This window comes from Salipiger sp. H15 (genome assembly GCF_040409955.1).
Taxonomy (GTDB): Bacteria; Pseudomonadota; Alphaproteobacteria; order Rhodobacterales; family Rhodobacteraceae; genus Salipiger.
On the sequence record NZ_CP123384.1, the window covers coordinates 1,312,421 to 1,336,359 of the forward strand.

The 23,939-nt window shown below is 68.3% G+C and carries 23 protein-coding genes; 7 read left to right on the top strand and 16 right to left on the bottom strand.

The genetic code is table 11. The features are described 5' to 3' along the window. Positions 1 to 2: 2 nt before the first annotated feature. From PVT71_RS06335 to PVT71_RS06375, 9 genes are all read right to left on the bottom strand, one after another. Positions 3 to 1,085 carry an ABC transporter permease gene (locus PVT71_RS06335; protein WP_353473657.1) on the bottom strand — a complete coding sequence of 361 codons (1,083 nt, stop codon included), beginning with the start codon at positions 1,083 to 1,085 and terminating at the stop codon, positions 3 to 5. A 118-nt stretch (positions 1,086 to 1,203) separates the two neighbouring features. Continuing rightward, the gene (locus PVT71_RS06340) at positions 1,204 to 2,565 is read right to left on the bottom strand and encodes a CmpA/NrtA family ABC transporter substrate-binding protein (protein WP_353473658.1); all 1,362 of its coding nucleotides are present in this window, start codon (positions 2,563 to 2,565) and stop codon (positions 1,204 to 1,206) included. Between the two features lie 274 nt (positions 2,566 to 2,839). Further along, the gene (locus tag PVT71_RS06345) at positions 2,840 to 4,015 is read right to left on the bottom strand and encodes a CmpA/NrtA family ABC transporter substrate-binding protein (protein ID WP_353473659.1); all 1,176 of its coding nucleotides are present in this window, start codon (positions 4,013 to 4,015) and stop codon (positions 2,840 to 2,842) included. After that, the gene (locus PVT71_RS06350; protein WP_353473660.1) at positions 4,012 to 4,599 is read right to left on the bottom strand and encodes an ANTAR domain-containing protein; all 588 of its coding nucleotides are present in this window, start codon (positions 4,597 to 4,599) and stop codon (positions 4,012 to 4,014) included. The genes PVT71_RS06345 and PVT71_RS06350 overlap by 4 nt, the downstream gene beginning before the upstream one ends. 187 nt (positions 4,600 to 4,786) lie before the next feature. Next, the gene (locus PVT71_RS06355; RefSeq protein WP_353473661.1) at positions 4,787 to 6,109 is read right to left on the bottom strand and encodes an FAD-binding oxidoreductase; all 1,323 of its coding nucleotides are present in this window, start codon (positions 6,107 to 6,109) and stop codon (positions 4,787 to 4,789) included. Between the two features lie 13 nt (positions 6,110 to 6,122). Beyond that, positions 6,123 to 6,941 carry an ABC transporter permease subunit gene (locus PVT71_RS06360; RefSeq protein ID WP_353473662.1) on the bottom strand — a complete coding sequence of 273 codons (819 nt, stop codon included), beginning with the start codon at positions 6,939 to 6,941 and terminating at the stop codon, positions 6,123 to 6,125. Positions 6,942 to 7,011: 70 nt separating this feature from the next. Next, complete coding sequence (locus PVT71_RS06365; RefSeq protein ID WP_353473663.1) at positions 7,012 to 7,902, bottom strand: ABC transporter permease subunit; 891 nt, start codon at positions 7,900 to 7,902, stop codon at positions 7,012 to 7,014. A 3-nt stretch (positions 7,903 to 7,905) separates the two neighbouring features. Beyond that, positions 7,906 to 9,027, bottom strand: coding sequence for an ABC transporter ATP-binding protein (locus PVT71_RS06370; protein ID WP_353473664.1), 1,122 nt, complete (start codon positions 9,025 to 9,027; stop codon positions 7,906 to 7,908). A gap of 65 nt (positions 9,028 to 9,092) precedes the next feature. Next, positions 9,093 to 10,181 carry a polyamine ABC transporter substrate-binding protein gene (locus PVT71_RS06375; RefSeq protein WP_353473665.1) on the bottom strand — a complete coding sequence of 363 codons (1,089 nt, stop codon included), beginning with the start codon at positions 10,179 to 10,181 and terminating at the stop codon, positions 9,093 to 9,095. 149 nt (positions 10,182 to 10,330) lie between these two features. Between PVT71_RS06375 and PVT71_RS06380 the strand changes: the two genes are divergently transcribed. After that, positions 10,331 to 10,984 (top strand): GntR family transcriptional regulator, encoded by a 654-nt coding sequence (locus PVT71_RS06380; RefSeq protein WP_353473666.1) that lies wholly within the window; start codon positions 10,331 to 10,333, stop codon positions 10,982 to 10,984. An 80-nt stretch (positions 10,985 to 11,064) separates the two neighbouring features. After that, entirely contained in the window at positions 11,065 to 12,465 is a 1,401-nt protein-coding gene (locus PVT71_RS06385) for an aspartate aminotransferase family protein (RefSeq protein WP_353473667.1), read from the top strand. A gap of 208 nt (positions 12,466 to 12,673) precedes the next feature. Here the strand turns inward: PVT71_RS06385 and PVT71_RS06390 are convergent, their stop codons facing one another. Then, entirely contained in the window at positions 12,674 to 14,011 is a 1,338-nt protein-coding gene (locus tag PVT71_RS06390) for an ammonium transporter (protein ID WP_353473668.1), read from the bottom strand. Between the two features lie 34 nt (positions 14,012 to 14,045). Then, positions 14,046 to 14,384, bottom strand: a complete 339-nt coding sequence (locus tag PVT71_RS06395; RefSeq protein ID WP_353473669.1) for a P-II family nitrogen regulator — start codon at positions 14,382 to 14,384, stop codon at positions 14,046 to 14,048. A 275-nt stretch (positions 14,385 to 14,659) separates the two neighbouring features. On the opposite strand from PVT71_RS06395, the gene PVT71_RS06400 reads away from it, so the two are divergent. The 3 genes from PVT71_RS06400 to trpS all read left to right on the top strand — a co-directional run bounded on the left by PVT71_RS06400 (position 14,660) and on the right by trpS (position 18,967). Beyond that, positions 14,660 to 16,873 (top strand): PBP1A family penicillin-binding protein, encoded by a 2,214-nt coding sequence (locus tag PVT71_RS06400; protein WP_353473670.1) that lies wholly within the window; start codon positions 14,660 to 14,662, stop codon positions 16,871 to 16,873. Between the two features lie 117 nt (positions 16,874 to 16,990). After that, the gene (gene pyrF / locus PVT71_RS06405; protein ID WP_353473671.1) at positions 16,991 to 17,722 is read left to right on the top strand and encodes an orotidine-5'-phosphate decarboxylase; all 732 of its coding nucleotides are present in this window, start codon (positions 16,991 to 16,993) and stop codon (positions 17,720 to 17,722) included. A gap of 198 nt (positions 17,723 to 17,920) precedes the next feature. Beyond that, a complete protein-coding gene (gene trpS / locus PVT71_RS06410; RefSeq protein ID WP_353473672.1) occupies positions 17,921 to 18,967 on the top strand; it encodes a tryptophan--tRNA ligase in 1,047 nt (348 codons plus the stop codon). A 34-nt stretch (positions 18,968 to 19,001) separates the two neighbouring features. On the opposite strand, the gene PVT71_RS06415 is transcribed toward trpS, so the two are convergent. Further along, complete coding sequence (locus PVT71_RS06415) at positions 19,002 to 19,268, bottom strand: hypothetical protein (RefSeq protein WP_353473673.1); 267 nt, start codon at positions 19,266 to 19,268, stop codon at positions 19,002 to 19,004. Continuing rightward, the gene (locus tag PVT71_RS06420; protein WP_353473674.1) at positions 19,265 to 20,161 is read right to left on the bottom strand and encodes an SPFH domain-containing protein; all 897 of its coding nucleotides are present in this window, start codon (positions 20,159 to 20,161) and stop codon (positions 19,265 to 19,267) included. The genes PVT71_RS06415 and PVT71_RS06420 overlap by 4 nt, the downstream gene beginning before the upstream one ends. A 269-nt stretch (positions 20,162 to 20,430) precedes the next feature. Between PVT71_RS06420 and PVT71_RS06425 the strand changes: the two genes are divergently transcribed. Beyond that, complete coding sequence (locus PVT71_RS06425) at positions 20,431 to 20,739, top strand: hypothetical protein (protein WP_353473675.1); 309 nt, start codon at positions 20,431 to 20,433, stop codon at positions 20,737 to 20,739. A 9-nt stretch (positions 20,740 to 20,748) separates the two neighbouring features. On the opposite strand, the gene PVT71_RS06430 is transcribed toward PVT71_RS06425, so the two are convergent. Next, on the bottom strand, positions 20,749 to 21,153 hold the full coding sequence (locus PVT71_RS06430) for an NUDIX domain-containing protein (protein ID WP_353473676.1): 405 nt from the start codon (positions 21,151 to 21,153) through the stop codon (positions 20,749 to 20,751). Between the two features lie 76 nt (positions 21,154 to 21,229). On the opposite strand from PVT71_RS06430, the gene PVT71_RS06435 reads away from it, so the two are divergent. Next, a complete protein-coding gene (locus tag PVT71_RS06435) occupies positions 21,230 to 22,483 on the top strand; it encodes a DNA polymerase IV (protein ID WP_353473677.1) in 1,254 nt (417 codons plus the stop codon). 6 nt (positions 22,484 to 22,489) lie between these two features. Here PVT71_RS06435 and PVT71_RS06440 read toward each other — a convergent pair whose 3' ends face one another. Next, positions 22,490 to 22,819, bottom strand: coding sequence for a DUF3775 domain-containing protein (locus PVT71_RS06440; RefSeq protein ID WP_353473678.1), 330 nt, complete (start codon positions 22,817 to 22,819; stop codon positions 22,490 to 22,492). A gap of 103 nt (positions 22,820 to 22,922) precedes the next feature. Then, positions 22,923 to 23,939 carry a hypothetical protein gene (locus PVT71_RS06445; protein ID WP_353473679.1) on the bottom strand — a complete coding sequence of 339 codons (1,017 nt, stop codon included), beginning with the start codon at positions 23,937 to 23,939 and terminating at the stop codon, positions 22,923 to 22,925.

Sequence of the window (23,939 nt, forward strand, 5' to 3'; positions counted from 1 at the left end):
GCTCACCGGTTGTTCGAGAAGGTGAAGAGGGACTGCAGGGCGAACATCACGCGGTCGAGCAGGAAGCCGATGATGCCGATGGTGAAGACCGCGACCATGATCTTGGCCAGCGAGGAGGAGGAGCCGTTCTGGAACTCGTCCCAGACGAACTTGCCGAGGCCGGGGTTCTGGGCGAGCATCTCGGCGGCGATCAGCACCATCCAGCCAACCCCGAGCGACAGGCGCAGGCCGGTGAAGATCAGCGGCAGGGCCGAGGGCAGCACCAGCTTGGTGATCTTCGTCCAGGTGTTCATCTTGAGCACCTTCGAGACGTTCACCAGGTCCTTGTCGATCGAGGCGACGCCGAGCGCGGTGTTGATCAGCGTCGGCCAGAGCGAGCAGAGCGTCACGGTGATCGCCGAGATGAGGAAGGACTTCGAGAACATGCCGTCGTTGCTGGCATAGGCGGCCGAGACCACCATGGTCACGATCGGCAGCCATGCCAGTGGCGAGACCGGCTTGAAGATCTGCACCAGGGGGTTGATCGCGGCGTTGGCGGTGGGCGAGAGCCCCGCGCAGATGCCGAGCGGAATGGCGACGGCGCTGGCAATCAGGAAGCCGAAGAACACGGTTTTGATCGAGGTCCAGATCTGCTGGTAGTAGCTGGGCGAGCCGGTATAGGCGACCTCCTTGACCTGGTCGGCCTTGCCCGCCGCGATCAGCTTTTCGTTGCGCTGCGCCACCATGGCCTCGAACTTGGCCTGCTTGACGGCCTTGGCCTCGGCGTCGTGGTGCAGGTTCACCGCCTCGGCCCAGACCTGCGCCGGGCCGGGCACCGCGCCGAGCGAGGTCTGCACCTGCGGCGCCAGCGTGCCCCAGAGCACGAGGAAGGCGGCGATGGCCACCAGCGGCACGCCCAGCAGGCGCCAGACGTCCGCCAGCTGCGCCTTGGGGTTGTCGCCGGCGGCCGCCTTGAGCAGCGGGGTGATCCAGGCAAGGCCGAGCAACTTGAACCAGGCGTCCGCCTTGTTGATGCGGGTGAAGAGACGCGCCCGGCGAGCCTCGCGCTCGGCGTCTCGGGCGAATTCGGGATCGACGGTGGTCATGGGTCCGGTCCTTGGTCTGGATGGCGCAAGGGGGGAGCGGCGCGCATCGGGATGAGGAAGAGGGTGCTATGTGATGGAGGGGGACCGGGGGGTGAGGGTGCCCCGGTCCCCCGGTCGATCAGCCCTGGACTTCGTTGCCGACGACCTTCTGGTCGCCCTTGAGGCCGATCGGCAGGCTGTCGAGATAGGCGTTCGGGGCCTTGCCGTCGTAGGCGATGCCGTCGATCACGTCCGCGGCCGGGGTCGGTGCCTTGTAGCCGTCGCTGTCCCAGTCGAAGTCGGCTTCGTTCGCCAGGCCCTCGTCGACCAGCGCACGGGCGGCCTCGAGGTAGATGTCGGGGCGGTAGACCGACTTGGCGACCTCGTCGTACCAGCTGTCGGGCTTGGCCTCGGCGATCTGGCCCCAGCGGCGCATCTGGGTCAGGTACCAGACCGCGTCGGAGTAGTAGGGGTAGGTCGCGTTGTAGCGGAAGAAGACGTTGAAGTCGGGAACCTCGCGCTTGTCGCCCTTCTCGTATTCGAAGGTGCCGGTCATCGAGTTGGCGATCACCTCGGCGTCGGCGCCCACGTACTCCGGCTTCGACAGCAGCTCGACCGCCTCCATGCGGTTGGCGTTGTCATTCTCGTCGAGCCACATGGCGGCGCGGATCAGCGCCTTGACGATGGCCTTGGTGGTGTTGGGGTTCTCTTCGGCGAACTCGGCGGTGATGCCGAAGACCTTCTCGGGGTTGTTCTTCCACAGCTCGTAGTCGGTGATCACCGGCACGCCGATGCCCTTGAACACGGCCTGCTGGTTCCACGGCTCGCCGACGGCGTAGCCCGAGATGGTGCCGGCCTCGAGCGTGGCGGGCATCTGCGGCGGCGGGGTGACCGAGAGCATCACGTCGGCGCCGATCTGGCCCGAGATGTTCTCGGGCGAGTAGAAGCCCGGATTCAGGCCACCGGCGGCGAGCCAGTAGCGCAGCTCGTAGTTGTGGGTCGAGACCGGGAAGACCATGCCCATGTTGAAGGGCTTGCCCTCGGAGCGGAACTTCTCGACCACCGGCGCCAGTGCCTCGGCGCTGACCGGGTGCTGCGGCAGGCCCGCGTCGGTCTCGGCGATATTGGGCTTCATCATCTCCCAGACCTCGTTGGAAACGGTGATGCCGTTGCCGTTCAGGTCCATCGAGAAGGGGGTGATGATATGCGCCTCGGTGCCGTAGCCGATGGTGGCGGCGATCGGCTGGCCCGCCAGCATGTGCGCGCCGTCGAGGGTGCCGCCGATCACGCCGTCGAGCAGGACCTTCCAGTTGGCCTGCGCCTCGAGGGTGACGAAGAGCCCCTCGTCGAGGAAGTAGCCCTGCTCGTAGGCCACCGCGAGCGGCGCCATGTCGGTCAGCTTGATGAAGCCGAAGGTCAGTTCGTCCTTTTCGAGCTCCTGGGCCAGCGCCGGGGAGACGAGCGCGGTGGAGGTGGCGAGAGCGATGAGAAGTTTCTTCATGGTCGTTCCGTCCCTTGTTGGAAGGTCCGGAGTGCGATCTGCCCGGACCAAGACAAAAAAGCCGCTGACACGCCGTGACGGATGTCACGGGGGTCGAGCGGCTTTGCTCATGGATCCCAGGCATTGGGAGAAATCTTCGGGTCGGGCGCCATTGCCTGACCATGAGGAAGCTTGTGGCTCAGCCGGCCACGCGGATCAAAGGAAAATCGTTAATGATGCGCCGGCAGCGAAGGATTTCACGCCGCGGTCATGCTGCATGCGCAAAATGGCGGCATCAGGTTTCGCGGGGCTCAAAAATTCGGCCATCGAAGAACCGATCGGGGCCGAGGTAGAGCTTGCCCGATTCCGACGCGACGGGGAGTCGCGCGGTGAGGCTGCCCTCGAGTTTCGACGAGGCGCCGGGCAGGTCGGCGCTGGTTCCCGCGAGCGCGGCGCGGTGCAGGTCCGAGCGGAAGGTGGCGCGCGCGGCCCTGCCGGCGGCGTCCGGGTCGATGCCGGCGCGGGCGGCAAGCTGGCGGCCGATCCACTCGGCCTGGCTGCGCCAGGGGAAGGTTGCGGCACCGGCGTGGAACTCGAGCATGCCCGGCACCTGACGCTCCTCGCCCTGCGCCGAGATCACCATGCGCCCGGCCAGCGCCCGGTCGAGCACCTCGGCGGGAACGCCCAGGTATTCCGGGCGCGAGAGGATCTCGGCGGTGAGGCTGCGCGAGTCGGGCTCGGACAGCCAGCGCCCGGCCCGCCAGGTCGCGCGGATCAGCCGTCCGAGCAGCGATTGCTCGGTCTCGGCCCAGTCGGAGCGCACCGCCAGCACCTTTTCCGGCGCAAAGGACCAGATCGCGGTGCCGGGCAGCAGCAGCGCGCCGACGCCATTCTCCACCGCCATCGAGCCCCAGGGTTCGCCGACACAGAAGGCGTCGATCTCGCCCGCCTCCATCGCGTCGGCCATGAGCGGCGGCGGCACGGTGCGCACCTGCAAAGCCTCGGGCACCGAGAGGCCGAGCGCGGAGAGCCAGTAGTAGAGCAGCTCGGCATGCATCGAGAAGGGGAAGGGCACGCCGATGCGCAGCGTGGTGTCGGTGGCGGCGATCAGCGCCTCGCCCGCGGCGCGCGCGTCGTCGAAGCCGAAATCGTGCCCCTGCGCGCGCAGCTTCTCGGCCAGCGCGTTGCTGACGCCGATGACATTGCCGTTCACCGACAGCACCGAGACCGCCGAGAGCGCCGCGCCCGCGCCGCCGAGACCGAGCGCCGCGGCCACGGGCACCGGCGAGAGCATGTGCGCCGCATCCACCCGGCCGAAGCTCAGCATGTCGCGCAGGCTCGACCACGACGGCGCGCGCTTGAGGTCGAGCGCGATGCCCTCCTCGGCGGCATAGCCCATCTCCTGCGCGAGGATCAGCGGCGCGGCATCGGTGAGCGGGATGAACCCGACGGCAAGCGTGGTGGTCTTCATCCCAGCAGCCCCGCCGCCGTCACCAGCGCCTGCGCCACGTCGGCGACGCGCTTGCCCTGGTCCATGGCGGCCTTTCGCAAGAGCGCGTAGGCCTCGTCCTCGCCGACGCCGCGGGCCTTCATCAACATGCCCTTGGCGCGGTCGATGACCTTGCGCTCCTCGAGCGCGCGCTTGGTCTCGGCGAGCTCGGTGCGCATCCGCTGGAACATGCGGAAGCGGGCGATGGCGGCGTCGAGCACCGGCTTCACCCGCTGTGGCTTCAGCCCGTCGACCACGTAGGCCGAGACCCCCGCCTCGATCGCCGCGTCGGTGAGCCCGTCGCCCGAGCGGTCGACGAACATGGCGACCGGGCGCTCGAGCGGACCCGAGGCCAGCGCCAGTTCCTCGAGCGTGTCGCGCGACGGGCTTTCGAGGTCGATGAGCACCACGTCGGGGCTGAGCTGCTGGATACGGCGGGCGAGGCCGGTGATTTCCGAGACCACGTGGATCTCGTACTCACCGGCGTCGCGCAGGCTCTGCTGGATGAGCAGGGCGCGTTCCCGGTCGGTTTCCACGATGGCGATGGAGAGCTGGGCGGAGGACATGGTTCCTATCCGCCACGCCGGCGCGGGCTTGTAAAGCCGGGCCGTGCCGGGGAGGGGCTAGAAATCGGGCAGGCGGTGAAATCTTGGGCGTTTGCGCGGCAGGGAAGGGGGAGGGGGCGCAGCCCCCTCTTGGCCTGCGGCCAATTCACCCCGGCGTATTTGGAAAGAGAAGAAGCCGGGGGTGGCCTCAGAGGTCGAAGAGCGCGGCGCCGACGTAGGCCGGGGCGAGCAGGGCGCGGCGGAAGCGGCCGAGCGGGAAGCGGCTCGGCGGCGTCTGCAGGAGGGCAGGGGAGCGGGCGCGCGCGGGCTTGCCCTGCACGAGGTCGGCGAGCAGCAGGCCGGCGTGGCTGCCCATGGCGACGCCGTTGCCGTGGAAGCCCATTCCGGCGAAGAGGCCGGGATGCTCGGGCATCGCGCCGACGAAGGGGGTGAGCCGCGCCATGAGGCAGACGAGACCGGCCCATTCGTGGCCGATCGTCACGCCCTTCCAGGCGGGGAACATGGCGACGAACTCGCGGCGGATACGGGCGCTGATCGCCCGCTGCGCCCGGGGTGTGGCGGTGAGCCCGCCGCGCATGCCGAAGAGGAAGCGGTTGTCCGGCAGCAGGCGGAAATAGTGCAGCAGCTGGCGCGTGTCATAGGCCATCTGGCGCGAGGTCCAGCCGGCAGCGGCGCGCTGCATCTCGGTGAGCGGCTCGGTGACGATGACGCTCGACTGCACCGGCATGTAGCGCCCGCGCAGCCAGTCTGGCAGGTCCTCGGAGGAATAGCCGTTGGTGGCGAGGATCACCCGGTCGGCGGTGAGCACCGCTTCCGGCGTGGTGAGGTGCCACTTGCCTTCCGCGCGGCGCAGCGCGGTGACCGGGCTGTGGCCGTGCAGCGTGGCGCCGGCGGCCTGGGCGGCGCGGGCGAGCCCGGCGTGGTACTTGCGCGGGTTGAGCGCGAAGCCGAGCGGGGTGGTCATCGCGCCCTGGAACGGCCCGGCCAGCCCCTCGGCGGCGAGCTCCTCCTGCGGGATGAGGCGGGGGGTGACGCCGTAGAGCGCGGGCATCGCCTCGGCGCTCTCGGCGAAGCCGCGCCAGGCGCGGGGGGTGTGGGCGAGCAGGGTCTCGCCGTCGGAATGGGTGTCGGCGTCGATGCCGTGCTCGGCGATGAGACCCGCGGCGGTCTCGATGGCGGCGCGCTCGGTCTGGCACCAGTCGCGCAGGCCCTCCGCGCCGTGGCGCTGGCGGAGCAGCGCGTGGGGGGCCTTGGCGCCACCGAGGCAGCAGAATCCGCCGTTGCGCCCCGAGGCGCCGTAGCCCGGGTGCTCGGCCTCGAGCAGCGCCACCTCGACGCCGTCCTGCGCAAGATGCAGCGCGGCCGAGAGGCCGGTGAAGCCGCCGCCGATCACCGCGACCTCGGCATGGCGCGGGGCGGCCAGCGGTGCCCAGTCCATGACCGGCACGGTGTCCGCCCAGAAGCAGGCGCCCTGCGGCCCGTAAGCCGCAGTCTCGTAGATGCGTTTCATGCCCGTCTTTCCGTTACTCGGCGCGCACCGCCGCCTGTTCGTCGCGGCGCTGCGCCACCGCCGCCCGCTTCGACAGCAGCGAGGCGATGATCACCCCGACCGTGACGATGCCGATCATGATCGTCGAGAGCGCGTTGATCTGCGGGCTGACGCCGAGGCGCACGGCCGAGAAGATCTTGATCGGCAGGGTGGTGGCCGAGGGGCCGGTGGCGAAGCTGGCGATCACCAGGTCGTCGAGCGACAGGGTGAAGGCGAGCAGCCAGCCGGAGATCACCGCCGGGGCGATGATCGGCAGGGTGACCAGCCGGAACGCCTCGAAGGGCGAGCAGCCGAGGTCGAGCGCCGCCTCCTCGAGCGACTTGTCGAAGGTGGTCAGCCGCGAGGAGACCACCACCGAGACGTAGCACATGGCGAAGGTGGTGTGCGCGAGCACGATGGTGAACACGCCGCGGTCGAGGTTGATGCCGATGAAGAGCAGCAGCAGCGCGAGGCCGGTGATCACCTCGGGCATCACCAGCGGCGCGTAGATCATCCCGGAAAAGAGCGTGCGGCCGTGGAAGCGCCCGGCGCGGACCAGCACGTAGGCGGCCATGGTGCCGAGGATCGTCGCCAGCGTCGAGGAGAAGACCGCGACCTTCAGCGTCACCCAGGCGGCGTCGAGGAAGGCCTGGTCGCGGAAGAGCTCGCCGTACCACTTGGTCGAGAAGCCTGCCCAGACCGTGACGAGGCGGCTTTCGTTGAAGCTGTAGAAGACCAGCAGCACCATCGGCAGGTAGAGGAAGGCGAAGCCGAGGGTCAGCGAGACCGTGTTGAACCAGCTGAAGCGTCTCATGCCCTGACTCCGGCTTTCTGGCCGTCGGCGGGCCGGGTGCGTATTTGGAAAGAGAAGAAGCGGGGGAGGCTCATCCTTCGGCCTCCCGCTGCTTCTGCTCGTTGCGCTGGAAGAGGATGATCGGGACGATCAGGATCAGCAGCAGCACCACGGCCACCGCCGAGGCCACCGGCCAGTCGCGGTTCGAGAAGAACTCTTCCCAGAGCACCTTGCCGATCATCAGTGTCGACGACCCGCCGAGCAGCGAGGGGATGACGAACTCGCCGATGGTGGGGATGAAGACGAGGAAGCAGCCGGCGATGATGCCGTTGCGCGACAGCGGCCAGGTGACCAGCCAGAAGGCGGCGAAGCGCGAGCAGCCGAGGTCCTCGGCGGCCTCGAGCAGCGAGCCGTCGAGCTTTTCCAGCGCCGAGTAGATCGGCAGGATCATGAAGGGCAGGTAGGTGTAGACCACGCCGATGTAGACGGCGGTTGTGGTGTTCATGATCTGCAGCGGCGCGTCGATGATGCCGAGCCAGAGCAGCACCTGGTTGAGCACGCCCTCGTTCGACAGGATCCCCATCCACGAGTAGACGCGGATCAGGAAGGAGGTCCAGAACGGCAGGATCACCAGCATCAGCAGGGTCGGGCGCCATTCCTCGGGGGCGCGGGCCATGGCATAGGCCACCGGGTAGCCGGCGCAGAGCGTCAGGAAGGTCGAGATCGCGGCGATCTTCAGCGAGGAAAGATAGGCCTTCCAGTAGAGATCGTCGGTGGTCAGGAAGGTGAAGTTCTCGAAGTCGAGCTCCGAGAAGAAGCTCTTCAGCCCCTCCCAGCCGGCGGTGAGGTCGAGCTGCGGCGTGTAGGGCGGGCGCGACAGGGCGATGTCCGAGAGCGAGATCTTCAGGACGATCAGGAAGGGGATGAGGAACAGCGCCAGCAGCCAGACGTAGGGGATCGCGATGAGGACGAAGCGGCGCATGGCTCAGCCCTCCAGCACGACGCCGGCGGTGTCGGTGAAGCCGACCCAGACCTCGTCTTCCCAGGTGATGTGGCGGTTGGCGAGACGGCGCGCGTTGACCATCTGCGCCTTGATCATCTGACCGCCGGCGAGCTCGACGTGGTAGGTCGAGATGTTGCCGAGATAGGCGATGTCGATGACCTTGCCGCGGAAGGTGTTGGGGCGGTCGGGCCTTTCGACGTCGATCGTCACCTTCTCGGGGCGGATGGCGAAATGCACGCTCTGCCCGGCCTGCAGGCTCTTGGCGGGCGTGGCGAGGATCGGCGGCTGGCCCTCGGCCCAGGCGATGCCGGTCTTCTCGCCGGGCTGGGTGGCGCGGCCCTCGATGATGTTCACGTCGCCGATGAAGTCGGCCACGTAGACCGAGTTCGGCGCCTCGTAGATCTCGGCGGGGGTGGCGACCTGCACGAGGTGGCCCTCGTCCATCACCGCGATGCGCGAGGCGACGGTCATCGCCTCTTCCTGGTCGTGGGTGACGATGACGAAGGTGGTGCCGGTCTTTTCCTGGATGTCCATGAGCTCGAACTGGGTCTGCTCGCGCAGCTTGCGGTCGAGCGCGCCGAGCGGCTCGTCGAGCAGCAGCAGCTTCGGCGCCTTGGCGAGCGAGCGGGCGAGCGCGACGCGCTGGCGCTGGCCGCCGGAAATCTGGTGCGGCTTGCGGCGGGCGAACTTGGTCAGCCGGGTGAGGCGCAGCATCTCCTCGACGCGGTCGCCGATGAAGGCCTTGTCCCGGCTCTCGCGGCGCAGGCCGAAGGCGATGTTGTCCCAGACCGACAGGTGCGGGAAGAGCGCGTAGCTCTGGAACATCATGTTCACCGGGCGCTGGTTCGGCGGCACGTGGCCGATGTCCTTGCCCGACAGGAAGATGTCGCCGGAGGTCGCCGTCTCGAAGCCCGCGAGCATCCGCATCATCGTGGTCTTGCCGCAGCCCGAGGGGCCGAGAAGGGCGAAGAATTCGCGCTCGTAGATGTCCAGAGACAGGTCATGGATCGCGGTGAAGTCGCCGAACGTCTTGGTCACGTTGCGGAATTCGATGATCGGTTTCTGGGCCGGGTCGGTCCAGGGGGCAAAGACGGTCTGAGCCATGCGCAAGGGTCCTAGGTGAGAATGGCCCGCCCCCCGGATCGGAGGGGCGGGCCGAGGCGTCAGGTTCAGGAGCCGGATTTGATCTTGGTCCAGAGGCGGGTCACCACGCGCTGCACGTTCGGCTCGTAGGGGGTGGTGGTGTAGAGGTTCTCGAGCGCCTCGGGCGACGGGTAGATCGCCGGGTCACCGATCACGTCATCCACGAGGAACTCCTGCGAGGCCTTGTTGCCGTTGGCGTAGTAGACGTAGTTCGACGCCGCCGCCATGTTCTCGGGGTCCATGATGAAGTTCAGGAACTTGTGCGCCCCGTCCGGGTTCGGTGCGTCGACCGGGATCGCCATCTGGTCGAACCACATCTGCGCGCCTTCCTTGGGCGCGTTGTAGGCCACCTCGACGCCGTTCTCGGCCTCGGCGGCGCGATCGCGCGCCTGCAGCACGTCACCCGACCAGCCCACGGCCACGCAGATGTCGCCGTTGGCCAGCGCGTTGATGTACTCGGACGAGTTGAACTTGCTGATGTAGGGGCGGATCGCCATGTAGACCGGCTCGGCCTTGGCGATCACGTCGGGATCGTGGCTGTCGGGGTCCTCGCCGATGTACTTCAGCGCGGCGGGGATCATCTCGGAGGGCGCGTCGAGGAAGTAGACGCCGCAGGCGGCGAGCTTTTCCATGTTCTCCGGCTTGAAGACGAGGTCCCAGCTGTCGATCGGGGCGTCCTCGCCGAGGGCCTCCTTGACCTTGCTGACGTTCACGCCGAGGCCGGTGGTGCCCCACATGTAGTTGATAGAGTACTCGTTGTCGGGGTCGTACTTGGCGGTGCGCGACGAGATCACGTCCCACATGTTCTTCAGGTTCGGAAGCTTCGACTTGTCGAGCTTCTGGAACGAACCGGCCTCGATCTGGCGCTGCAGGAAGGTGCCGGTGGGCACGACCACGTCATAGCCCGAGCCGCCTGCGAGCATCTTGGTCTCGAGGACCTCGTTGCTGTCGAACACGTCGTAGATCAGGTCGATGCCGGTCTCCTGCTCGAACTTCTCGAGCAGCGATTCGTCGATGTAGTCGGACCAGTTGTAGACGCGGACCTCCTCGGCCTGTGCCGAGGCGGCGACAAGCGCGAGAGTCGCGGTGAAAGTGAGAAGAGATGTCTTCATCATGTGCTCCCGTTGGTTGCGGGGTCTTCCACGCCCCGGTCACCGAATTTGATCAAATGTTGCATCTCTTGGCAACATCTCGGATGTTTTCATGGGCCGCGGCAGGGTGCAAGATGACGTCGCGACCGATGTGATCAAATGAAAGGCAGCTGATGAATATAAGGGCAGAGGGCGCGGGTCCGCCGGCGCATGAGCTGGTTTACCGGCGCCTGCGCGAGATGGTGCTGTTCGGCGAGCTGGAGCCGGGCCAGGCGGTGACCATCCAGGGGCTGGTCGAGCAGCTCGAGGCCGGGATGACCCCCGTGCGCGAGGCGCTGCGGCGGATGATTTCCGAGGGAGCGCTGGCCTTCCGGGGCAATCGCCGGATCATGGTGCCGGTGCTGGACGCCGACGCGGTGGAGCAGTTGCTGCTGGCCCGGGTTGCGCTCGAGACGCAGCTTGCCCGCCGCGCCGCCGAGCGCTGCACCCCCGAGGACATCGCGCGGCTGCGCGCCACCGATGGGCGGCTCGACCATGCCATCGCGCGCGGCGACGTGCGCGGCTATCTCGAGGAGAATCACCGGTTCCACGCCGAGGTGAACGCGCTCGCCGCGGCCCCGATCCTCACCGAGCTCGTCGAGGGGCTGTGGCTGCGCTTCGGCCCGTCGCTGCGCGTGGTCTGCGGCATGTTCGGCACGCGCAACCTTCCCGACCGCCACAAGGACCTGCTGGAGGCGCTGCAAAAGGGCGACGCCGCGGGGGCGGCCGTCGCGATGGAGGCGGACATCGTGCAGGGCATGACGCAGATCCGGGAGGGGCTCTCGTGATTCGGCCGAGCGAGATTGACGCGGAATAATTTGATCATATTATTGGCGACAACGTCCCGAACCGTCGAAAGGTGTCTGCCATGACGCTCATCTCCGTGAACTCGCCGACCTCCGAGCTGCAGGCTCTGGACGCGGCGCATCACATGCATCCGTTCACCACCGCCTCGGATCTCGCGCGCAAGGGCGCGCGGGTCATCACCCGCGCCGAGGGCTGCTGGCTGACCGACAGCGAGGGCGAGCGCATCCTCGACGGCATGGCCGGGCTCTGGTGCGTGAACGCCGGCTACGGGCGCAAGGAACTGGCGCAGGCCGCCGCCCGCCAGATGGAAGAGCTGCCCTATTACAACACCTTCTTCCAGACCACCCACGTGCCGGTGATCCAGCTCTCGGCCAAGATCGCCGAGCTGGCGCCGGGGGATCTCAACACGATCTTCTACGCCTCCTCGGGCTCCGAGGCGAATGACACCAACATCCGCCTCGTGCGCACCTACTGGGCCGAGAAGGGCCAGCCCGAGCGCGACGTGATCATCGGGCGCTGGAACGGCTACCACGGCTCGTCGGTGGGCTCGGGCTCGCTCGGCGGGATGAAGGGAATGCACGCGCAGGGCGGCATGCCGATTCCCGGCATCCACCACATCGACCAGCCGCACTGGTACGCCGAGGGCGGCGACATGTCCCCTGAGGAGTTCGGGCTCGAGCGCGCCCGCCAGCTCGAGGCGGCGATCGAGGAGATCGGCCCGCACCGCGTCGCGGCCTTCATCGCCGAGCCGATCCAGGGCGCCGGCGGGGTGATCATCCCGCCCGCGACCTACTGGCCCGAGATCAACCGCATCGTGAAGAAATACGGCATCCTGCTGATCGCCGACGAGGTGATCTGCGGCTTCGGGCGCACCGGCAACTGGTTCGGCTCGCAGACCATGGGCATCGAGCCCGACATCATGACCATCGCCAAGGGCCTCAGCTCGGGCTACCAGCCGATCGGCGGCTCGATCCTGTCGGACGAGGTGGCGGGTGTGATCGCGCGCACCGAGTTCAACCACGGCTACACCTATTCGGGCCACCCGGTGGCCTGCGCCGTGGCGCTCGAGAACCTGCGCCTTCTCGAGGAGGAGAAGATTGTCGAGCGCGTGCGCGACGTGACCGGCCCCTACCTCAAGGAGAAGTTCGAGAGCCTGACCGAGCACCCGCTGGTCGGCGAGGCGAAGATCGCCGGCATGATGGGCTCGATCGCGCTGACCCCGGACAAGGCGGCGCGCGCGCCCTTCGCGGCCGAGGCGGGCACCGCCGGCTACATCACCCGCGAGCGCTGCTTCGCCAACAACCTGATCATGCGCCACGTCTACGACCGCATGATCATCTCGCCGCCGCTGGTGATCTCGAAGGAGGAGATCGACGTGCTGATCTCCCGCGCCTGGAAGGCGCTGGACGAGGCCCATGCCGAGCTGAAGAAGCAGGGGCTGATGAAGGCCGGCACGCGCTGAGCGGAAAAGGGGGAGGGGGCGCTGCCCCCTCGCCCTCCGGGCTCACCCCCGGGATATTTGACACATGTGGAAGGCCGGGGCCGGGCAGGGCTCCGGCCTTTCGCGTTTCCCGCGGGCGCGCGCTTCCCGGTGGCGGGTGTCCGGGCAACAAAAAACCCGGGCGCGAACGCCCGGGCAAGTTGGTCAAAAGCTGATAGGAAGGAGGAAATCAGCCCTTGGAGAATTCGGGGTAGGCTTCCATCCCGAGCTCGGCCATGTCGAGCCCGTTGATTTCTTCCTCTTCCGAGACGCGGATGCCGAAGACCATCTTGAGGATGAACCAGAGCACCAGCGAGACGACGAAGGTGAAGATGCCGACCACGACGATGCCGTAGAGCTGGGCGCTGAGCGTTGCCGCCGGGTTGGTGAAGACCACCGCGATGGTGCCCCAGATGCCGCAGCACAGGTGAACCGGGATCGCGCCGACGACGTCGTCGATCTTCAGCTTGTCGAGGAACGGCACCGCGAAGACCACGAGCACGCCGCCGATGGCGCCGATGATGGTGGCCGCGCCGAGGCCCGGGGTGAGCGGCTCTGCGGTGATCGACACGAGGCCGGCCAGCGCGCCGTTCAGCACCATGGTGATGTCGGCCTTCTTGTAGAGCAGTTGCGTGGCGATCATCGCCGCGATGGCACCGCCGGCGGCTGCCGCGTTGGTGTTGGCGAAGATGCGGGAGATGTCAGCAACGTTGGCAGCGGTGTCCATGTAGAGCTGCGAGCCGCCGTTGAAGCCGAACCAGCCGAGCCACAGGATGAACGTGCCGAGGGTTGCGAGCGGCAGGTTGGAGCCCGGGAACGGGGTCACACGGCCGTCCTTGTACTTGCCGAGGCGCGGGCCGAGCACGAGGGCACCGGCGAGGGCTGCCCAGCCACCGGTCGAGTGCACGACGGTCGAGCCGGCGAAGTCGAGGAAGTCGGTCACGCCTTCGGTGCCCGGTGCCAGGAAGCCGCCGCCCCATTTCCAGGAGGCCTCGATCGGGTAGATGAAGCCGGCGAGGGCGACGCAGAACAGCAGGAACGGCCAGAGCTTGATGCGCTCGGCGAGGGAGCCGGAGACGATCGAGCAGGTGGTGGCGCAGAACATCAGCTGGAAGAAGAAGTCCGAGCCGACCGACGCGTAGGTGAGGTCGGTCTGGGTGTCGGCGAGGCCGACCGGCTCGAGCACGGTCGTCGAGAAGGCACCGAGGATGCCGTCGATCGACCAGCCGTCGCCCGGGTACATCAGGTTGTAGCCGACGAGGTAGTACATGACCGCGGCGATGGCGAAGAGCGCGACGTTCTTCATCAGCTGCATGGTCACGTTCTTCTGGCGCACGAGGCCGGCTTCGAGCATCGCGAAGCCGCAGCCCATGAACATGACCAGGAAGCCGGTCACGAGGAACATGAAGGTGGTGAGGATGTAGCCGATCTCTTCGTTCGGCGGCGTGACATCGGCGTCCTGCGCGAAGCCAAGGCTCGGCAGCGCGATCAGCGCGGCGACCGGAGCCAGCGTCTTGAGAAGTTTCATATCTTTGTTGTCCCTATCTGTCGGCCCGCCGCTCTCAGAGCGCGTCCGCATTGGTCTCGCCAGTCCGCACCCGCACGGCCTGCTGCACGTCGAGCACGAAAATCTTGCCGTCACCGATCTTGCCGGTCTGCGCGGTCTGCGTGATCGTCTCGACGACCTGGTCGGCCATCGAGCTTGCGACCACGATCTCGAGCTTGATCTTCGGAACGAAGTTCACCGCGTATTCGGCGCCGCGATAGATTTCCGTGTGACCGGACTGCGAGCCGAAGCCCTTGATTTCCGTGACCATCATGCCGCGCACGCCGATTGCGGTGAGCGCCTCGCGCACCTCCTCGAGCTTGAACGGCTTGATCGTTGCAATGATCAGTTTCACCTTGGTCCCTTTCGGTTCTTGCGGATCGCAGATGCGCACCGCATCTCCTCGTATGTGCATGGGCAGAAAGCCGCTGCCCGGGCGTCATTGGAAGGGAAAGCCCCTTGTGGGGACCCCGCTGCGCTCCTATGGAGGTCAGAAAATGAGCGAAAAAAGCGGATTTGTCTAAAATTTATGCAGACCAAAAAGACAAATATGTGACCGTTTCCCGGTCAACATCAGGCGGCAAACCCGTTATCCTCCCCCAAAACAGAGCGAAGGCCGGGCAGAGAGAAATGAGTGATTCAGGGCGGGGCAAGGGCCGTTTGGTGGCCGATCGCCGCTATCCCAATGGTGGCCAGAAGGGCGGCCAGACCGCCACCGGCAGGAGCCAGGGCGCAAGACCCTCCCGAAGTGGCAGCGCAGGTGGCGCAGGAGCAGGAAGCGGACGCCGGCGCACGCCGCCGCGGCGCCCGGCGAAGAGGCGGAACTTTCTCGTGGCTTTCGTGTTGGGCATCGTGTCTTTCGTGCTGAGCATCCTCTGGCGCATCACCTGGCGGGTCACCGCCGTGGTTGCGGTTCTCCTCGCCCTCGGCGTGGGCTATTTCTATACAAAGCTTCCCCCGGTGACCGAGTTGCTGGACGGGCGGGCGCGCGGGTCGGTCACGCTGATCGACCGCAACGGCGCGATCTTTGCCTGGCGCGGCGACCAGTTCGGCGGCGCGGTGACCGCGACGAGCGTGTCCAAGCACCTCAAGAACGCGGTGATCGCCACCGAGGACAAACGCTTCTACCACCATTTCGGCGTCTCGCCGCGCGGCGTCGCCAGCGCCATCCGCATCAACCTCGCCGAGGGGCGCGGCCCGCTCTCCGGCCACGGCGGCTCGACCATCACCCAGCAGACGGCGAAACTGCTCTGCATCGGCGTGGAATACGATCCGAGCGCCTGGAAATCCGAGGCCGACTACGTCTCGGACTGCCGCCAGTCCTCGCTGGCGCGCAAGGGCAAGGAAGCGCTCTACGCCATGGCGATGGAGCTGAAGTACACCAAGGACGAGATCCTCTCGATCTACCTCAACCGCGCCTACATGGGCGGCGGGGCCTACGGGGCGGAAGCCGCGGCCGAGCGCTATTTCGGCAAGAACGCCGCGACGCTCAACCCGCAGGAATCGGCGATCATCGCCGGGCTGCTGACCGCGCCCTCGACGCTTGCCCCCACCGCCGACCTCGAGCGCTCGCAGAAGCGCGCCGCGACCGTGCTGCGGCTGATGCGCGACCAGGGCTTCCTCAGCGCCGCCGAGGAAGAGCAGGCGCAGGCGCATCCCGCGACCCTGTCGGCCGAAGCGCAGGCCAAGACCGGCGGCTATTTCGCCGACTGGGTGATGTCGACCGGGCCCGAGTATTTCACCCGCGACACCATGGAAGACGTGGTGATCCGCACCACGCTCGATCCGAGGCTGCAGAAGGCCGCCGAGGACGCGATGAACGAGGTCTACACCAGCAAGGTCAAGGAAGGCTCCAAGGCCGAGGCGGCGATCGTCGTCATGTCCGCCGACGGCGCGGTGCGCGCCATGGTCGGCGGCCGCAAGACCGGCATCTCGGGCGGGTTCAACCGCGCCACGCAGGCCAAGCGGCAGACCGGTTCGGCCTTCAAGCCGTTCATCTACGCCACCGCGCTCGAACTGGGGCATTCGCCCTATGACACGGTGGTGGACGAGCCCTTCTGCATGAACATCCCCGGCTCGGGGCAATGGTGCCCGCAGAACTACTCGAAGTCCTACAAGGGCCGGGTGACGATGACCGATGCGCTGGCGCATTCGCTGAACATCCCGGCGGTGAAGATCTCCGAGTTGGTCGGGCGCGACCTCGTCAGCAAGGTCGCCTCGGGCTTCGGCATCAAGTCCGAGCTCAACACCTCGCCGGCCATGGCGCTCGGCACCTCCGAGGCCTCGCTGCTGGAAATGACCGGCGCCTATGCCGGCATCCTCAACGGCGGCTCGGCGGTGACTCCCTACGGGCTCGTCGACCTGCGCCTCAAGGGCGACAACGAGGTGCTCATGGGCACCGGCGGCGGCATCCGCGAGCGGGTGATCCAGCCCGAGGCCGCGGGCCAGCTGATCTGGATGATGGAGCACGTGGTCACCGAGGGCACCGGCGGACGGGCGCAGCTGCCCGGCCGCGAGGTGGCCGGCAAGACCGGCACATCGAACGACGCGCGCGACGCCTGGTTCATCGGCTTCACCGCCGATTACGTGGTCGGCGTCTGGATGGGCAACGACGACAACTCGCCGCTCACCGGGGTCACCGGCGGCGGCCTGCCGGCGGAGATCTGGCGCGAGACCATGCTGCGGGTCACCGACGGAACCGAGGTCAAGCCGCTGCCCGACGTCGAGCCCGAGGCACCGCAACGCGTGGCCCAGCCGCAGCCGCAGGCGCAGCGCGAGCCGCAGCGGGTGCGCCGCGACAACATCATCCAGCAGGTCATCCGCGATCTTCTGGGGGGGCGCTGAGGGCAGCAACTTCCTTCGAAGGAAGTTGCAAAAGCCTTCGAAGGCTTTTGCCCCGGGCTTGACCTGAGCCGCACAGGCGGACATGAGAGGCGAAATCCCGCAAAAGGAGCCGCCCTCATGTCCGCAGCCGCGTCCGACGACCGCCTGATCGTAGCCCTCGACGTGCCCAACGCCCTTGAGGGGCTGAGAATCGCCGAAGAGATCGGCGACGCCGTCTCCTTCTACAAGATCGGCCTTGGCATGCTCACCGGCGGCGGGCTGGCGCTGGCCAACGAGCTCAAGCAGGAGCACGGCAAGCGCATCTTCCTCGACATGAAGTTCTTCGACATCGGCCAGACGGTCGAGAACGCGGTGCGGGGCATCGCGCAGTTCGACCTCGACTTCCTCACGGTGCACGGCGATCCGCACGTGGTGCGCGCCGCCAAGGAAGGTGCGTCGGGCAAGGACCTGAAGATCCTCGCGGTGACCATCCTCACCTCGCTCGACCGGGCCGATCTGGATGCCAGCCTGATCCTGCCGGGCGACATCGAGGACCTGGTGGTCGAGCGCGCCGCCCGCGCCTTCGAGGCGGGGGCCGACGGCATCATCGCCTCGCCGAACGAGGCGGCGCGCATCCGCGCGCTGCCCGAGGCCGAGGGCCGGCTCATCGTGACGCCGGGCGTGCGCCCGGCAGGCAGCGCTGACGACGACCAGAAGCGTATCGCCACGCCCGCGAGCGCCATCGCCGCCGGGGCCGACCACATCGTCGTCGGCCGCCCGATCTGGCGCGCCCCCTCGCCGCGCGCCGCGGCGCTGGCGATCAATGCCGAGCTCGCCTCGCCGCAGGCGCAGCGCCCGAACAAGTCTTGATCGAAAGGCCGCGCGGGGCTAACCAGACGTCATGACACGTCCGATGCCCCTCGCGAATCTCTGGTGGCCCGCCTGACATAGGCGGCCGGACACATCATGTTTTCCAATCAGGCCGCCGCATCGGGCGGCCTTTTTGATGAACGAGATCCCATCAAGTCCCCCATGCGGCGACCTCCCTGTCCAGACACGGAGACCCCCATGGACCAGACCACCCTGACCCGACCCGAGACCGCCGACGCCTCCACGGCGCGGCCGGTCATCCTCACCGGCGACCGCACCACCGGCCCGCTGCACATCGGCCATTACGCCGGCTCGCTGAAGAACCGGCTGGCGCTGCAGGACACGCACCAGCAGTTCCTGCTGCTCGCCGACACGCAGGCGCTGACCGACAATGCCCATGACATCGGCAAGGTGCGGCGCAACGTGCTCGAGGTGGCCTGCGACTATCTCGCTGTGGGCATCGACCCCGGCAAGACCACGATCTGCCTGCAGTCGCACCTGCCGGCGCTGGCCGAGCTGTCGATGCTCTACCTCAACTTCGTCACCGTCGCCCGGCTCGAGCGCAACCCGACGATCAAGGACGAGATCCGCGCGCGCGGCTTCGGGCGCGACATCCCCGCCGGGTTCCTCTGCTATCCCGCCGCGCAGGCCGCCGACATCACCGCCTTCAAGGCCACGGTCGTGCCGGTGGGCGAGGACCAGGCGCCGCTCATCGAGCAGTGCAACGAGATCGTCCGGCGGGTGAACGCCGCGGCGGGGCGCGAGGTGCTGCCCGAGGCGCAGGCGCTGATCCCCGAGGCGGGCCGCCTGCCGGGCATCGACGGGCGCGCCAAGATGAGCAAGTCGGGCGGCAACGCGATCACGCTTTCCGCCTCGGAGGACGAGATCAGTCGCGCGGTGCGGGCGATGTTCACCGACCCGGATCACCTGCGGGTCGAGGATCCGGGCAGGGTCGAGGGCAACGTCGTCTTCACCTACCTCGACGCCTTCGACGCGGAGAGGGCCGAGGTCGCCGAGCTGAAGGAGCACTATCGGCGCGGCGGGCTTGGCGACGCGGTGCTGAAGCGGCGGCTCGAGGACATCCTGCAGGCGCTGCTCGCGCCGATCCGTGCGCGGCGGGCCGAGGTTGCCTCGGATCCCGCGCATCTGCACCGGATCATCCTCGAGGGCACGCAGGCGGCGCGCGAGGTCACCGAGGCGACCAAGCGCGAGGTGATGGACGCGCTGGGGCTGTTCCGGCTCTGAACGGGCGGGGCGGGGGGAGCGGCGCGGCTCCCCCTCAGTCCTCGTTGATGTCCCGGTGCCAGATCTTCGTCTGGCCCTCGCGCACGCCCATGAAGCGGCGCAGCAGTGCCCAGGCGAGCACCGCCAGCACCGCGCAGATCAGCAGCAGCATCGGCCAGCCGGTCGTGAGCCCCAGCAGCAGCAGCAGGCCCACCACCGCCGCGCCGATGGCGAAACCGAGGAAGACGAAGGCCGGGCTCAGCACCTCGAGCACGAGGAGCACCACCGCCGCCGCCATCCACACCCACCAGTGCTGGATCATGGCTTGCGTCCCTTCAGCAGGGTGAAGGCGTCGGCGAAGGCGTCGAGCGCGTTCGACGGCAGCACGATGGTCTGCTTGCCGTCGCCCTTGCCGAGCGCCACCAGCGCCTCGACCTGTTTCAGCGCCACCTGGTACTGCGCCGCCTCGAGCCCGTTCTTGGCGATCGCCTCGGCGACGACCTGCGTGGCATAGGCCTCGGCCTCGGCCGAGATGCGGCGGGCCTTGGCGGTCTGCTCGGCGGCGTAGAGATCGGCGTCGGCGGCCAACTCGACGGCGCGCTTGCGGCCCTCGGCCTCGGTCACCTGGGCGCGGCGGGCGCGCTCGGCGTTGAGCTGCTGCAGCATCGCCTCGCGGGTCTGCTGGTCAAGGTTCACGTCGAGGATCTCGGCCCGCGTCACCTCGATCCCCCAGTCATCCACCGCGTCCTCGACGTTGCCCTTGATCGTGGCGATCAGCGCGGCGCGGTTCGACTGCACCTCGTCGAGCTCCATCTTGCCGATCTCGGCGCGCACGATGCCCGCGACGGTGGTGGCGATGGCGGCATCCACGTCGCGGATGCGGTAGACGGTCTTTTCCGGCTCGAGGATGCGGTAGAAGACCGAGGTTTCGACCTGCACCAGCACGTTGTCGGCGGTGATCGCGTCCTGGCTGGCGGTGGGCAGCTGGCGCTCGAGGATCGAGACCTTGTGCGCGACGCGGTCGAGGAACGGCACGATGAAGTTGATCCCCGGCCCGAGCACGGCGCGGAGCCGGCCGAAACGCTCGACCACGTGCTTCTCGGCCTGCGGCACGATCCGCACCCCGAGGATCACGCAGAGGATCACGAAGGCGGCGAGCAGCAGAACCACGAGGTTCCCGCCCACCAGATCCAGTATCAGCTCGTCCGCACCCATCACCCGTCACTCCCCGGCACGGCGCGGCCCCGGCGTGGCACGCGCGATCAACAGTTGCTGAGGGGGCGCTGCCCCCTCGGCGCTGGCGCGCCTCACCCCCGGCGTATTTTGCAAGAGAAGAAGCGGCTTGCGCCGACTATGCCCTGCCGGATGCCGCATGGGAAAGGGGTTTTGCAAGGGCGGTGCGGGCAGGGGCGGACGGACCCGCGGGGCGCGGATGGGAACTGGCCGCGCGATCCTCGCGTTGTCCCCGCAACAGGAGAAACGCCATGACCGAGATGCGCACACAGATCGGCGATATGCGCTACAACGCCGCCGAGCAACAGTTCGAGGCCCTCGTGACCTTCCATTCCGATGCCGGGAGGGTCCGGGTTGCCAGCAGTTTCAGGGCCCCGGTGACCACCCAGCCCGACGCCGCGGAGCGGATCCTGGTCTCGCGCGCGCTGGCGCTGCTCGACCGCGAGGGCACGCTGCAGGCACGTACGCCGCCGCTGCCCTCGGAGCGGCAGCGCCGCCCGCGCGAGGCAGAGCCCCGGCGGATGCGTCTCGCCTGGCTGGCGCTGTTCCGCGCCGCCTGAGGCGGGACCTCAGCCGACCGTCGCGCGCTCGTCCATGTAGCCGCGCAGCACGATGCGGAAATGCGGGATCGCGTCCTCGCGCGCGATGAACTCGTCCGGACTCATCATCAGCCAGCCCTCGCCCTCGCCGCCCCAGACGATGTCGCCGCGGCGCTCGGCGGGCAGGTGCGCGGCGTAGTACCAGAGCCCGTCGCGCAGGTGTTCCCAGACCAGCGCCTCGGGCGGAAGCGACAGTCCGACCTCCTCGAGGGTTTCGCGCAGGGCGCAGTCGATGCCGCTCTCGCCGGGCTCGCGCGCACCGCCGGGAAAGTCGAGGTAGCCGGGCCAAGGGATACCCTCGGTGTGGTCGCGGCGCAGGATCAGCAGATCGTCACCGAGAAACAGGATCAGTTTGGCGCCTCTGAACTCCATCATGCCTCCTGGCAATGGCACTGGGGGCCGGGAATGGCCTATACTGCCGAGGTAACACCTGTTGCCGGAATTGCCACCCATGCCCGCGCTCTGCCGCGACTGCCTGACCGAATTCGACCATGGATCGCGCTGCCCGGCCTGTGGCCGCCCGCGGATCGTGCGCCATGACGAGCTCTGGGATCTGTCCATCGCCCACATGGATTGCGATGCGTTCTACGCCACGGTGGAGAAGCGCGAGAACCCCGAGCTGGCCGACAAGCCGGTGATCGTCGGCGGCGGCAAGCGTGGCGTGGTCTCGACCGCCTGCTACATCGCCCGCATCCGTGGCGTGCGCTCGGCCATGCCGATGTTCCAGGCGCTGAAGCTCTGCCCCGACGCGGTGGTGGTCAAGCCGCGCATGGAACTCTACGCAGAGGTCTCGCGGCAGATCCGCGCGCTGATGGAGGAGCTGACCCCGGCGATCGAGCCGCTGTCGCTCGACGAGGCCTTCCTCGACCTTTCCGGCACGGCGCGGCTGCACGGCCATCCGCCCGCGGTGATGATGGCGCGGCTGGTCAAGCGGATGCGCGAGGAGCTGGGGGTAACCGGCTCGGTCGGGCTCTCGCACAACAAGTTCCTCGCCAAGATCGCCTCGGATCTCGACAAGCCGCACGGGTTCTCGGTGATCGGGAGGGCCGAGACCGCGGCCTTCCTCCGGCCGAAGTCGGTGCGGCTGATCTGGGGCGTCGGCATGGCCTCGCAGGAGGCGCTGGAGCGGGCGGGCATCCGCACCTTCGAGGACCTGCTGCGCTGGGAGCAGCGCGACCTCATCGCGCGCTTCGGCTCGATGGGGCAGCGGCTCTGGCACCTCGCGCGCGGCGAGGACACGCGGCGGGTGACGCGCGACGCGCCGATCAAGTCGATCTCGAACGAGACCACTTTCAACGAGGACACCGGCGATCACGACCTGCTCGACGGGCACCTCTGGCGGATGTGCGAGAAGGTCTCGGACCGGGCCAAGGCCAAGGGGCTGGCCGGCCGGGTGGTGACGCTGAAGGTCAAGCGCGCCGATTTCAAGCTGATCACCCGGCGCCAGTCGCTCGACGATCCGACGCAGATGGCCGACCGCATCTACCGCGTGGCGCGCGGCATGCTCGACGGGCTCGAGCGGCAGGGGCCGTGGCGGCTGCTGGGGGCGGGGATTTCCGATCTGGTGCCCGCCGGGCAGGCCGACCGGGGCGGCGACCTGCTCGATCCCGATGCGGGCAGGCGCGCGGCGGCGGAGCGGGCGACGGATGCGATCCGCGCCCGGTTCGGCGATGCGGCGATCGTGAAGGGGCGCGCGCTGCGCTGACGGGACCTAGCTGCCGCGGGTGAGCAGCTCGTCCTCCTCGTCCTCGGGATCGTAGCCGAGCGCCTCGAGCCCGGCCTCGAGGTTGTCGGCAAGGTGCGGCGTGCCGATCAGGTAGTCGGCAGTCGGGGTCGAGGCCTCGGAGAGGGCGGTGCCGTAGGCCTCCTCCCATTCGTCGGCGTCGAAGGCCTCGCGGCCGATCCACATCACCGCGACGAGCGCGGCCTGTTCCTCTTCGCTCATGCGGTCGATGAAGCCGCGCAGCTCGCCCTCGGCCCGGTCGATCTCGCGGGCCATCAGGATCACGGCGGCAACCGTGCGGACGCTGATCTCTTCCATGGCGCGTCTCCTTTCTCGCCCACAGCCTGCCGCAAAGCGTACACCCCGACCTTGATCTGCGACAAGCGGGGCGTGGAGGGCAGGGGGTGCGGAGCGGAGCGCGTCAGTTCGGGAGCGCGAGCGCCCGGCCGAGGAAGTCGAGCGCGCCGTCGGCCAGCTGGTCATGCACCGCCCGGCGCTCGTCGGCGCTGCTGGCGCAGAGCTCGGGATCGCCGCCTTCCTCTTCCAGCAGCTTGGCGCCGTTGGGGGTGCAGCGGGCGAAGAAGTCGTAGGGATCGGCGCCTTCGAGCGGGACCACCTCGATGCCGGTCTGCGCGGCGACGCGCGCCTCGCCCGGCAGCGGCTGGTCGAGGCCGAAGATCCGCACGCTGGCCGCCTGCGGGGCAAGGCTGTCGGTGCGGAACTCGGCAAGGTACTCGGGGGCCACGGCCATCACCGCGCGCACGCGCGGGTCGCGGCGCGGCAGGGTCAGCGCCTGCGGATCGACGCTGGCCGGGTCGATGCCGCCGCTCGCGAACCAGTCGCAGTCGGTCGAGGGATGCGCGGTGAAGCAGTTCCGGACATAGGCGGCCTCGTCGATCATCCCGCCGGCGAGCATCATCGCCGCGGTGCCGCCAAGCGCCACCCCGGCGACCGCGACGCGGCTCTCGTCGATGCGCATCTGCCAGTCGGGATCGCTCAGCAGCAGGTCGAGCGCCTGACCCAGCTCGGCCGGGCGGCGCCAGATCTCGCCAAGCGCCGTGGCCGGGTCGCGCGGGCGCTGGCCGCTCACCTCGGCGACGATGTAGCCGCCCTCGGCAAGCCGCGCCGCCAGCCACGCGCCGCTGTCCTCGGACGAGCGCCGCCCGCCATGCGAGAGCAGCACGAGCGGCAGCTTGCCGGGCATCGGCGAGGCCTCGCGCTGCGCGGGGGTGCCCTCGAAGACGGCGTTGCGGCCGACCAGCTCGGAGGCGCCGCCGCCGGTCTGCGCCGGGTACCAGATGGTCATCGAAACGCCGCGGCCGAAATTCGCGTCGGGACGGATCATGTCGCTGACGCCGACACCGGTCTTGTCGCCCTCGGCGAAGCCGGGAGTCGCGAGCAGAGCCGCAAGAGCGAGGCCTGTCAGGCGGGCAAACAT

Bases quoted from the DNA above. Each gene is read 5' to 3' on its own strand.
- PVT71_RS06335 (WP_353473657.1), bottom strand. From the start codon at position 1,085: ATGACCACCGTCGATCCCGAATTCGCCCGAGACGCCGAGCGCGAGGCT.
- PVT71_RS06340 (WP_353473658.1), bottom strand. From the start codon at position 2,565: ATGAAGAAACTTCTCATCGCTCTCGCCACCTCCACCGCGCTCGTCTCC.
- PVT71_RS06345 (WP_353473659.1), bottom strand. From the start codon at position 4,015: ATGAAGACCACCACGCTTGCCGTCGGGTTCATCCCGCTCACCGATGCC.
- PVT71_RS06350 (WP_353473660.1), bottom strand. From the start codon at position 4,599: ATGTCCTCCGCCCAGCTCTCCATCGCCATCGTGGAAACCGACCGGGAA.
- PVT71_RS06355 (WP_353473661.1), bottom strand. From the start codon at position 6,109: ATGAAACGCATCTACGAGACTGCGGCTTACGGGCCGCAGGGCGCCTGC.
- PVT71_RS06360 (WP_353473662.1), bottom strand. From the start codon at position 6,941: ATGAGACGCTTCAGCTGGTTCAACACGGTCTCGCTGACCCTCGGCTTC.
- PVT71_RS06365 (WP_353473663.1), bottom strand. From the start codon at position 7,902: ATGCGCCGCTTCGTCCTCATCGCGATCCCCTACGTCTGGCTGCTGGCG.
- PVT71_RS06370 (WP_353473664.1), bottom strand. From the start codon at position 9,027: ATGGCTCAGACCGTCTTTGCCCCCTGGACCGACCCGGCCCAGAAACCG.
- PVT71_RS06375 (WP_353473665.1), bottom strand. From the start codon at position 10,181: ATGATGAAGACATCTCTTCTCACTTTCACCGCGACTCTCGCGCTTGTC.
- PVT71_RS06380 (WP_353473666.1), top strand. From the start codon at position 10,331: ATGAATATAAGGGCAGAGGGCGCGGGTCCGCCGGCGCATGAGCTGGTT.
- PVT71_RS06385 (WP_353473667.1), top strand. From the start codon at position 11,065: ATGACGCTCATCTCCGTGAACTCGCCGACCTCCGAGCTGCAGGCTCTG.
- PVT71_RS06390 (WP_353473668.1), bottom strand. From the start codon at position 14,011: ATGAAACTTCTCAAGACGCTGGCTCCGGTCGCCGCGCTGATCGCGCTG.
- PVT71_RS06400 (WP_353473670.1), top strand. From the start codon at position 14,660: ATGAGTGATTCAGGGCGGGGCAAGGGCCGTTTGGTGGCCGATCGCCGC.
- pyrF (WP_353473671.1), top strand. From the start codon at position 16,991: ATGTCCGCAGCCGCGTCCGACGACCGCCTGATCGTAGCCCTCGACGTG.
- trpS (WP_353473672.1), top strand. From the start codon at position 17,921: ATGGACCAGACCACCCTGACCCGACCCGAGACCGCCGACGCCTCCACG.
- PVT71_RS06415 (WP_353473673.1), bottom strand. From the start codon at position 19,268: ATGATCCAGCACTGGTGGGTGTGGATGGCGGCGGCGGTGGTGCTCCTC.
- PVT71_RS06420 (WP_353473674.1), bottom strand. From the start codon at position 20,161: ATGGGTGCGGACGAGCTGATACTGGATCTGGTGGGCGGGAACCTCGTG.
- PVT71_RS06425 (WP_353473675.1), top strand. From the start codon at position 20,431: ATGACCGAGATGCGCACACAGATCGGCGATATGCGCTACAACGCCGCC.
- PVT71_RS06430 (WP_353473676.1), bottom strand. From the start codon at position 21,153: ATGATGGAGTTCAGAGGCGCCAAACTGATCCTGTTTCTCGGTGACGAT.
- PVT71_RS06435 (WP_353473677.1), top strand. From the start codon at position 21,230: ATGCCCGCGCTCTGCCGCGACTGCCTGACCGAATTCGACCATGGATCG.
- PVT71_RS06440 (WP_353473678.1), bottom strand. From the start codon at position 22,819: ATGGAAGAGATCAGCGTCCGCACGGTTGCCGCCGTGATCCTGATGGCC.
- PVT71_RS06445 (WP_353473679.1), bottom strand. From the start codon at position 23,939: ATGTTTGCCCGCCTGACAGGCCTCGCTCTTGCGGCTCTGCTCGCGACT.